At 71.8% G+C, this 8,295-nt stretch carries 6 protein-coding genes and 1 pseudogene; 3 read left to right on the plus strand and 4 right to left on the minus strand.

Annotated elements, in window-relative coordinates:
* Positions 1-296: 296 nt before the first annotated feature.
* Positions 297-1,538 (plus strand): DMT family transporter, encoded by a 1,242-nt coding sequence (locus tag ACFVQG_RS38570; protein WP_383393387.1) that lies wholly within the window; start codon positions 297-299, stop codon positions 1,536-1,538.
* Here ACFVQG_RS38570 and ACFVQG_RS38575 read toward each other — a convergent pair.
* The gene (locus ACFVQG_RS38575; protein WP_383393390.1) at positions 1,528-2,823 is read right to left on the minus strand and encodes a transglycosylase family protein; all 1,296 of its coding nucleotides are present in this window, start codon (positions 2,821-2,823) and stop codon (positions 1,528-1,530) included. The genes ACFVQG_RS38570 and ACFVQG_RS38575 overlap by 11 nt on opposite strands.
* A gap of 298 nt (positions 2,824-3,121) precedes the next feature.
* Here ACFVQG_RS38575 and gndA point away from each other — a divergent pair, with 298 nt between their 5' ends.
* The gene (gene gndA, locus ACFVQG_RS38580) at positions 3,122-4,561 is read left to right on the plus strand and encodes an NADP-dependent phosphogluconate dehydrogenase (RefSeq protein ID WP_383393392.1); all 1,440 of its coding nucleotides are present in this window, start codon (positions 3,122-3,124) and stop codon (positions 4,559-4,561) included.
* A 391-nt stretch (positions 4,562-4,952) separates the two neighbouring features.
* Here the strand turns inward: gndA and ACFVQG_RS38585 are convergent, their stop codons facing one another.
* The 3 genes from ACFVQG_RS38585 to panD are packed head-to-tail and all read right to left on the minus strand — an operon-like array spanning position 4,953 to position 6,463.
* Positions 4,953-5,642: an aspartate/glutamate racemase family protein gene (locus ACFVQG_RS38585; RefSeq protein WP_383393395.1), complete on the minus strand. Its 690-nt coding sequence runs from the start codon at positions 5,640-5,642 to the stop codon at positions 4,953-4,955.
* Between the two features lie 18 nt (positions 5,643-5,660).
* A complete protein-coding gene (locus ACFVQG_RS38590; protein ID WP_383393398.1) occupies positions 5,661-6,008 on the minus strand; it encodes a GNAT family N-acetyltransferase in 348 nt (115 codons plus the stop codon).
* Positions 6,009-6,043: 35 nt separating this feature from the next.
* On the minus strand, positions 6,044-6,463 hold the full coding sequence (panD, locus tag ACFVQG_RS38595; protein ID WP_383393401.1) for an aspartate 1-decarboxylase: 420 nt from the start codon (positions 6,461-6,463) through the stop codon (positions 6,044-6,046).
* 849 nt (positions 6,464-7,312) lie between these two features.
* Between panD and ACFVQG_RS38600 the strand changes: the two are divergent.
* Positions 7,313-8,081, plus strand: a pseudogene (locus ACFVQG_RS38600) (transposase family protein).
* Positions 8,082-8,295 lie beyond the last annotated feature (214 nt).

The raw sequence follows: 8,295 nt of genomic DNA on the forward strand, positions 1-8,295 counted from the left end.
ACACCTGGCCCCAGCCCACCCACACCGGCACTCAAGCAGTCCGCATCCAACGACCCCAACCCGCCGACCCCTAAACGCAACGGCATTGCCCTTAGGGGGTGCCATCAGGGGGTCCGGTGCCGTTGTCACCCGACCTGGGGATGACGGGGGTGATGTCGTACTCCATCGGCAGTAGGACCCAATGCCTGCTCAGGGACGACGACGGGAACAGATTTGGGGGGCATTGTGTTGGCTATGGAAGCCGACCGTTCGCCGCGCGGGGTGAAGCGCACCCGCCTCACGCAGAGGAGCAGCCCATGAGCGCCCTCGCGTTGTCCGTGCTGCTCTCGCTCGTGTCCGCGGTCGCGTACGCGGGGGGCGCGATCGTGCAGGAGCGCGTCGCGGAGACCTCTCCGGAGGCCGAGCAGTACGCCCCGCTGCGCCGTCCCAGCTGGTGGGCGGCGGTCGCGCTCAACGGTCTCGGCGGTCTGCTGCACGTCGCGGCGCTCGCCTACGGCCCGCTCAGCCTGGTGCAGCCGCTGGGTGCCCTGACGATCGTGTTCGCGCTGCCGATGGCGGCGCTGTTCGTGCGCCGCAGGGCCGGGTCGACCGCCTGGCGGGGCGCGATCATGGCGACGGTGGGCCTGGCGGGTCTGCTCTCCCTGGTCGGCGCGTCCGACAACCAGTCGCTGGACAGCGCCCAGCAGGCGGCGGTGTTCCTGGTGACCGGCGGTGTGGTCGTGACGCTGATGGTCGCGGGCCGGGCCGCGCACCGGCACCCCGCCGTGCGCGCGATGCTGCTGGCCACCGCGTCCGGTATCGCGTTCGGTATGTCGTCGGTGTTCACCAAGACGGTCGCGGTCGGCTGGACCGGCGGCGTCACGGCGGCGGACGTGCCCTCGCTGGCCGCGATCGGTGTGCTGGCCACGGCCGGGCTGCTGCTGTCCCAGGCCGCCTACCGGGGCGCCGGACTCGCCGCCCCGCTGGCCACGCTGACGGTGGTGAACCCCGTGGTCGCCGCAGCGGTCGGCATCACGATGTTCGGTGAGTCCTTCCGGTACGGCGCCACCGGCACCGGCCTCGCGCTGAGCTGCGGTGTGGTCGCCGCGGGCGGGCTGATCCTGCTCACCACGGAGCGCATCCAGCGCTCGGGGACGATCCCGGAGCAGGCCCAGGCACCGGAGCAGGAGACGGAGCCCGAGGGCGACGCGGAGCCCGTCGCCGAGCTGCTCCCCGGGATGCGGGAGCAGCTGCGGGACGGGGTCCTCGTGGCGCGCCCGCCCTCGGAGGCCGAGGCCTTCGCGGCGGGACCGCACCCGGAGACCGCCAAGGCCTTCGCGGCAGGACCGTCCGCGGAAGCCGCCGAGGTCTTCGCGGGAGGGCCGCCCCCGGAGACCACCGAGGCCCTCGCGGCACAGCCGCCCTCGGAGGCCGCCCAGGAGAACCGGGCGCCCGCCGAGGAGAAGCGCGAGCCGCAGCTGTACTACCCCTCGGTGGCCTACGCGCCGTTCGTGCCGGTGCTGGTCCTGGACCGGCACCAGGCCAGGGTCAAATCCTGACGCCCCCGGCCCGCAGATAGGCCACCGGGTCGACGTCCGTGCCGAAACCGGGCCCCGTCCGCACCTCGAAGTGCAGATGCGGGCCCGAGCTGTTGCCGGTGGACCCCGAGCGGCCGATGCGCTGGCCAGCGCCGACCTGCTGTCCGGCCTTCACGGAGATCGCCGACAGATGGGCGTACTGCGAGTAGCGGCCGTCGCCGTGCCGGACGACCACCTCGTAGCCGAAGGAGCCGCCCCAGCCCGCGCTGACCACCTGCCCGGCCGCGACCGACTTCACGGAGGTTCCGGTGGGCACGGGGAAGTCGACGCCGGTGTGGTAGCCCTTCGACCAGGACGAACCCGCCGTCCGGTACGGCGTGCCCAGCGAGCCGCTCACCGGGGCGACGCGGGACTGGGAGGTGCGCTGCTCGGAGCGGGAAGGGCTCTGTTCGGTGCGGGTGTCCTTCTTCTTGGCGGCCTTCTTGTCGCTGTCCTTGGCCTTGCTGTCCTTGGCCTTGGCGTCCCTGGCCTTGGCGTCCCTGGCCTTGGCGTCCCTGGCCTTGGCGTCCCTGGCCTTGGCGTCCCTGGCCTTGGCGTCCTTGCCGCTGTCCTTGGCGGCCTGCTTGCCGCTCTTGGCCTCGCCGTGCAGGCTCAGCCGCTGGCCCGGCAGAATCAGGTCGGGGTCGGCTCCTATGGCCTGCCGGTTGGCGGCGTACAGCCGCTGCCAGCCGCCCTGGACGCGCTGGTCGTCGGCGATGCCGGAGAGGGTGTCGCCGCGCACCACCGTGTACATCTCGGCCTTCCCCGCCCGCGACTGGGGCGTGGACTGCGGCTGGACGTCCTGGACGGAGGTCTTGGCCTTGCCGGACTTCCTGGCGTCGGACTTCTTGGCGGGCGCGGTGGCGGGGCTGACGTCGGGACTCTCGCCGCCGCGGCTGAGTCCGGCCCGCTGCGAGCACACCGGCCAGGCGCCGGGGCCCTGCCCGTCGAGCACCTTCTCGGCCACGGCGATCTGCTGGTCCTTGGTCGCCAGGTCGGCGCGCGGCGCGTACCGGGTGCCGCCGAAGGCCTCCCAGGTGGACTGGGTGAACTGGAGACCGCCGTAGTAGCCGTTGCCGGTGTTGATGTCCCAGTCGCTGCTGGACTCGCAGGCGGCGACCTTGTCCCAGGTGGCGACGTCGGCCGCCGCGGCGCTGCCGGTGCCGACGAAGGGGATGGCTATTCCGGCGCCGCCCGCCGTGACGGTGAGTGAGGCTCGGTTGATCCTGTTCGGCTGATACCGGCGGTGCCGGCCGCGTACGGCCATGAAGTGCCCCTTCGACATGGTCACGAGGGCCCAAAAGTATGCGTGTTCAACAGGCCATGACAAGACGGCAATTCGGCCTCCCGTCACTCCAAGTGGCCGGGAACCCACCCCCGGTTGGCCGGATCGGCCGGACGCCGCTGAGCGAGGGGCGGTCGCGGTGCGTATGGATGTCCGTCGGCCCCCGGACGTGCGGCCGGGGTACCGGCACGTCAGGATGGCCGGGAGGGCAATACTGGCGGCACAGGCAGTACGCCCGGTACGAATGGATCACTCACGGATCCTTTAGGGAGCAGGCGATATGAGCAGCAAAGCCCAGATCGGCGTCACGGGTCTCGCGGTCATGGGCCGCAATCTCGCCCGCAACTTCGCGCGCAACGGCTATCCGGTCGCGGTGCACAACCGGACGGCGGCGCGTACGCACGCCCTGGTGGAGGAGTTCGGCGGCGAGGGCGAGTTCATCGCGGCCGAGACGGCCAAGGAGTTCGTGGACGCGCTGGAGCGCCCGCGCCGTCTGGTGATCATGGTCAAGGCCGGTGACCCCACCGACGCGGTGATCGAGGAGTTCGCACCGCTCCTGGAGCCCGGCGACATGATCATCGACGGTGGCAACGCGCACTTCGCGGACACCCGGCGCCGGGAGCGCGAACTGCGCGAGCGGGGCATCCACTTCGTGGGCACCGGCATCTCCGGCGGCGAGGAGGGCGCGCTGCACGGCCCGAGCATCATGCCGGGCGGCTCCAGGGAGTCGTACGAGTCCCTGGGCCCCATGCTGGAGAAGATCTCCGCGAAGGCGGCGGACGGGGCGCCCTGCGTCACCCACGTGGGTCCCGACGGCGCCGGGCACTTCGTGAAGATGGTGCACAACGGCATCGAGTACGCCGACATGCAGCTGATCGGCGAGGCGTACCAGTTGCTGCGTGACGTGGCCGGGTACTCCCCCGCGCAGATCGCGGAGATCTTCCGCACCTGGAACACGGGGCGCCTGGACTCCTATCTGATCGAGATCACCGCCGAGGTGCTGTCCCACGTGGACGCGGCGACGGGCAAGCCGTTCGTGGACGTGGTGGTGGACCAGGCCGAGCAGAAGGGCACGGGCCGCTGGACCGTGCAGATCGCGCTGGACCTGGGGGTGCCGGTGTCGGGCATCGCGGAGGCGGTCTTCGCCCGCTCCCTGTCCGGCCACGCGGCGCTGCGGGAGGCCTCGCGCGGGCTGGCGGGCCCGAAGGCGGCGCCGCTCGGCGAAGCGGAGGCGGCGGCGTTCGCGGACCGCGTGGAGCAGGCCCTGTACGCCTCGAAGATCGTCTCGTACACCCAGGGCTTCCACGAGATCGCCGCGGGCAGCGAGGAGTACGGCTGGGACATCGACCTGGGCGCCGTCTCGGCGCTCTGGCGCGGCGGCTGCATCATCCGCGCGGCCTTCCTCGACCGCATCCGCGCCGCCTACGACGCCCGGCCGGACCTGCCGAGCCTGCTCTCCGACGAGACGTTCGCCCAGGAGATCGCGGCGGCCCAGGACGACTGGCGGGAGGTCCTGGTCGCCGCCACCCGCCAGGGCGTCCCCACTCCCGGCTTCGGCGCCGCGCTCGCCTACTACGACGCCCTGCGCGCCGACCGTCTCCCCGCCGCCCTCACCCAGGGCCAGCGGGACTTCTTCGGCGCGCACACCTACCGGCGGACCGACCGCGACGGCTCGTTCCACACCCTGTGGGGCGGCGACCGGTCGGAGGTGTCGGCCTGACGCCCACCGTGGCGTTGCGCTAGCTGAGCGGCGGTCCCGGTTCCGGGTTCGGCACGGGTTCCGGGCCCGGCGGGATGGGGGACGGGTTGGGTTCCGGGAGAGGGCTGGGGCCGGGACCGGGGCCGGGCGGTGGCTGCGGAACAGGACCGGGGCCGGGCGCGGGAGGTGTCGGGCCCGGCGGCGGGGGCGTCGGCTCGGGACCCGGCGGGGGTTCGGGCGTGGGCACCGGATGGGGCTCTGGGGGCTGGGGCCCTGGGTGCTGGGGTTCCGGGTGCTGAGGTTCCGGATGCTGGGGCTCCGGATACGGCTCGGTCATGCTGTCCTCCGGCCAGTGGTGAACGTGCGTTGGCTCTGGACTCCTCCCCCGCCTACCCGTGGGCCGCGCGCCCAGTCACCCGCTGGTGTCAGGGGAGGCCGCCGGGTGGGCCACAGAGCCGCCGGGAGCCCCCGTGACGGCAACCGCCGCGGCGGCAAGGCCGGGCCGGGGGCTGGACAGCACCGGCACCGGGGTGGTGGCCAGCCGCTGGGCCGGGGCCATGGACGCCTGGGCGAGGACGATCGCGTCGGCGCCACGGACGCCGTCGACCGCGTACGCCACGGCACGGGCGTACGCGTCGGTGTCGCCCGCGGCGAAGTGCGCCCAGGCCCCCGCCACGAGGACGGTCCGCACCTCCACGGAACGACCGGCGCGGCGCGCCTCCTCCTCGACGAGGGCGGCCGTCGGCCCGAGCGTGCTCTCCACGGTGCCCAGGACGGCGACGCGCGCCCCCGCGGCCACCGCTGCGGCGGCCATCGGCCGGTCGACGCGCAGGACGGGCACCCCGGCACCGACGGCCGTGGCCTCCGCCACGGCGCCGATGGTCGAGCAGGTACAGAGCACGGCCCGCGCGCCGTCGGCGACGGCGCGCTCCACCGCGGCCCGCACCTCGGCGGCGACCGCCTCGGGCCCGCCGTCCCCCCGGGCCCGCTCCAGCAGCCCCTCGTCGACGAAGTGCCGCAGCTCAAGCCCTCGATGATGCTCATCCCGCAGGGCATCGAAGACGGGAACGTGAACAGGGGAGGTATGGATAAGAGCAAGCAAGCGGATCCCGCCCCTCCCTCAGAAACGATCAGGATGCGCCGCGAGCCACACCTTCGCGGCCCGCTGCAGCTCCGGGTCGGCCGTCGGCGCCTCGTCCGGGTGCCGCTCGGCCCAGCGGACGACGTAGGGGCACAGGGGGGCCACGGGGACGCCCTCGCGGGCGGCGATGGCGTACAGCTCACGGGCCAGCGAGCCCGCGATGCCCTTCCCCTCGTGCGCCGGTTCGACGATGGTGTGCACCGGGACGAGGGCGGGTCGCGGGGCGTCGAGCACGAAGTACTCGATACGGCCGACCACCTCGCCGCCGCCCACCGCCTCCAGGCGTCCCGCCGCCCGGTCGTCGCGGATCTCGATGTCGTCGCTCATGGGCCCCTCGCTCCTCCTCGGTGGAGCGGCCCCGGTCAGGCCCCCACGGCCTGCGGGCTGCGCTCCTGGTCCGAACCCGGCACCGGCGCGGAGGGGTCGGCCCCGAGCGCCACGATGCGGTTGTCACCGTCCACGTGCACGACCCTCGGCTTCAGCTCCCGCGCCTCGGCGTCGGACACCTGAGCGTAGCTGATGATGATCACCAGATCCCCGGGGTGCACGAGATGGGCCGCGGCCCCGTTGATCCCGACGACCCCGGACCCCCGCTCCCCCTCGATGACGTACGTCTCCAGCCGGGCGCCGTTGGTGACGTCGACGATGTGCACCAGCTCACCCGGCAGCAGATCGGCGGCGTCGAGCAGATCGGCGTCGATCGTCACGGATCCCACGTAGTGCAGGTCGGCCTGGGTCACGGTGGCGCGGTGGATCTTGGACTTGAACATGGTGCGCAGCATGTTGAACTCCTGGAAGACGGCTCCCTGCCTGCTTTGTGCAGGTCAAGGGCGGTCTCGACTTTACACCGACACCCCCGCCCGATGTTTGTGAGGAACATCGCTCCGATGGGGCTCGACGGCTTCCTACCTAGGCTTTCCCTTCGCATCGGCGTCTGTTGGGATGACCACCCCGAAACGCTCGGGGACTCCTGCTGACGAGATGCTGACCTACCTGATGAGCACCAGACACGCGGGAGGCCCCTCGGCAGCGCGGAACTCGTGAGCGAGGCAGGGCCCGGGCGTCGACGCCGACCCGACCGAGCCGAGGTCCAGGTCACGCGCCCCTGCGCACTTGCGTGCGCGGCTCCTCCCTTCCGTACGGTCCAGCCCGATGGCGAACCGTCCGCGCACACCGTGAAGGAGAGCTGTTGACGCCGACCGAGGAAGTGCCTTGAGACCTGACCCAGCCGTCAAACACCTCCGTCCACTCCAAGGAGAACGGGGACGAGCCGCTCCGCCGGAAGCCCAGCCTCGTGCCGATCCAGCAGGCGGAGCTGCCCCGGCAGTTGGAAGTGGCTCTCTGGAACGTCCTCCACACCCTCACCTGACCCCCGCTCTGTCCCGGCGCGGTGCGGGCCGAGGACTGGCAGAACACTGGGGCGCGCTCAAGTAGACCCAGGCCCTGGCCTGCGGTCGCGACTCCTTCCCCGGCCTCACCGAAGAGGGGCACCGCATCGCAGACCATTACAAGTCGTCGCAGTCCGGTGAGCCCGGCATCGGTTTCGCGCGCACGCTCGCCGAGCACATGCTGGGCAGCCGCTTCCCCGTCGACACGGTGATGATCGCCCCAGCGCTGGGCATCTCCCTTGTATGGCCGGGGCTTTGCGTGCTGAGCGGGTGTGGGTAGAGACGTGCACGGGGCTGCCGGTAACGCAGTCTTCGGGTCTGTTGAAGGCGGTGCGGGAGCGGGACGGCAACGGCACGCTACGCGGCCGACCGTGGTCGCTGCCGCTGGCCGACCGGGTACTGATCGTTGCCGTGTACTACCGGACGAACTGACGATGTGGCAGCTGGGCCCGCTGTTCGGCGTCTCTTCCTCCACGGTCTGCCGTGTCATCCAGCGACTGGGTCCGCTGCTGGCGCTGGAGCCCGTCTCCCGTCTGGCCGACGCGGCGGACCGGTTGTGGATCGTGGATGGCACCCTGGTCCCGGTCCCCGACCGGACCACCGGCTCCTCGTCACGCAACTACCGGTTCTCGGCGAACGTACAGGTCATCGTGGACGCCGACACTCGCCTTGTGATCGCCGTAGCGCGGCCGGTACCGGGCACGACTGCGGACACGCACGCCTGGCGAGCTTCCGGGCTGAGCGAGCACTGCCAGGGCGTGACCGTGCTCGGCGACGGTGCCTACCTCAACTGCGGGATGGTCGTGCCGCACCGCAAACGCCCCCACCGGCCCCTGCTGCCGGGGGAGAAGGACGACAATGCCGCCCACCGAAGGGCCGTGCCCGGGCGGAGCATGTGATCGGCCGGATGAGGAACTACAAGATCTTCCGCGACTACCGACAGCGCGGCGACGGTCTCCACCACGCGGTCCAGGCCGTCGCTCACATGCACAACCTGGCCCTCGCATCATGACTACAAAACGGCGATCACAGGCTCCAACCTGCCCGAACACGGCCTTGTGCAACACCCTTTAGGTCCAATGCCGTTGTTTTAGCCTGCGGGCGTACGCTGCTGCGTAGTGCTTCCCGGGAGTGGTGCGGGTGTCTGCGGATATCGGCGAGTTATCGGGGCTGGGGTTGCTGACCTGGGTGTATCGGCCCGGGTTGGTGGATCGTGTGGTGGCTGC

This window comes from Streptomyces sp. NPDC057877 (assembly GCF_042796855.1).
Lineage (GTDB): Bacteria > Actinomycetota > Actinomycetes > Streptomycetales > Streptomycetaceae > Streptomyces.

Bases quoted from the DNA above. Each gene is read 5' to 3' on its own strand.
- ACFVQG_RS38590 (WP_383393398.1), bottom strand. From the start codon at position 6,008: ATGAGCGACGACATCGAGATCCGCGACGACCGGGCGGCGGGACGCCTG.
- gndA (WP_383393392.1), top strand. From the start codon at position 3,122: ATGAGCAGCAAAGCCCAGATCGGCGTCACGGGTCTCGCGGTCATGGGC.
- ACFVQG_RS38575 (WP_383393390.1), bottom strand. From the start codon at position 2,823: ATGGCCGTACGCGGCCGGCACCGCCGGTATCAGCCGAACAGGATCAAC.
- ACFVQG_RS38570 (WP_383393387.1), top strand. From the start codon at position 297: ATGAGCGCCCTCGCGTTGTCCGTGCTGCTCTCGCTCGTGTCCGCGGTC.
- panD (WP_383393401.1), bottom strand. From the start codon at position 6,463: ATGCTGCGCACCATGTTCAAGTCCAAGATCCACCGCGCCACCGTGACC.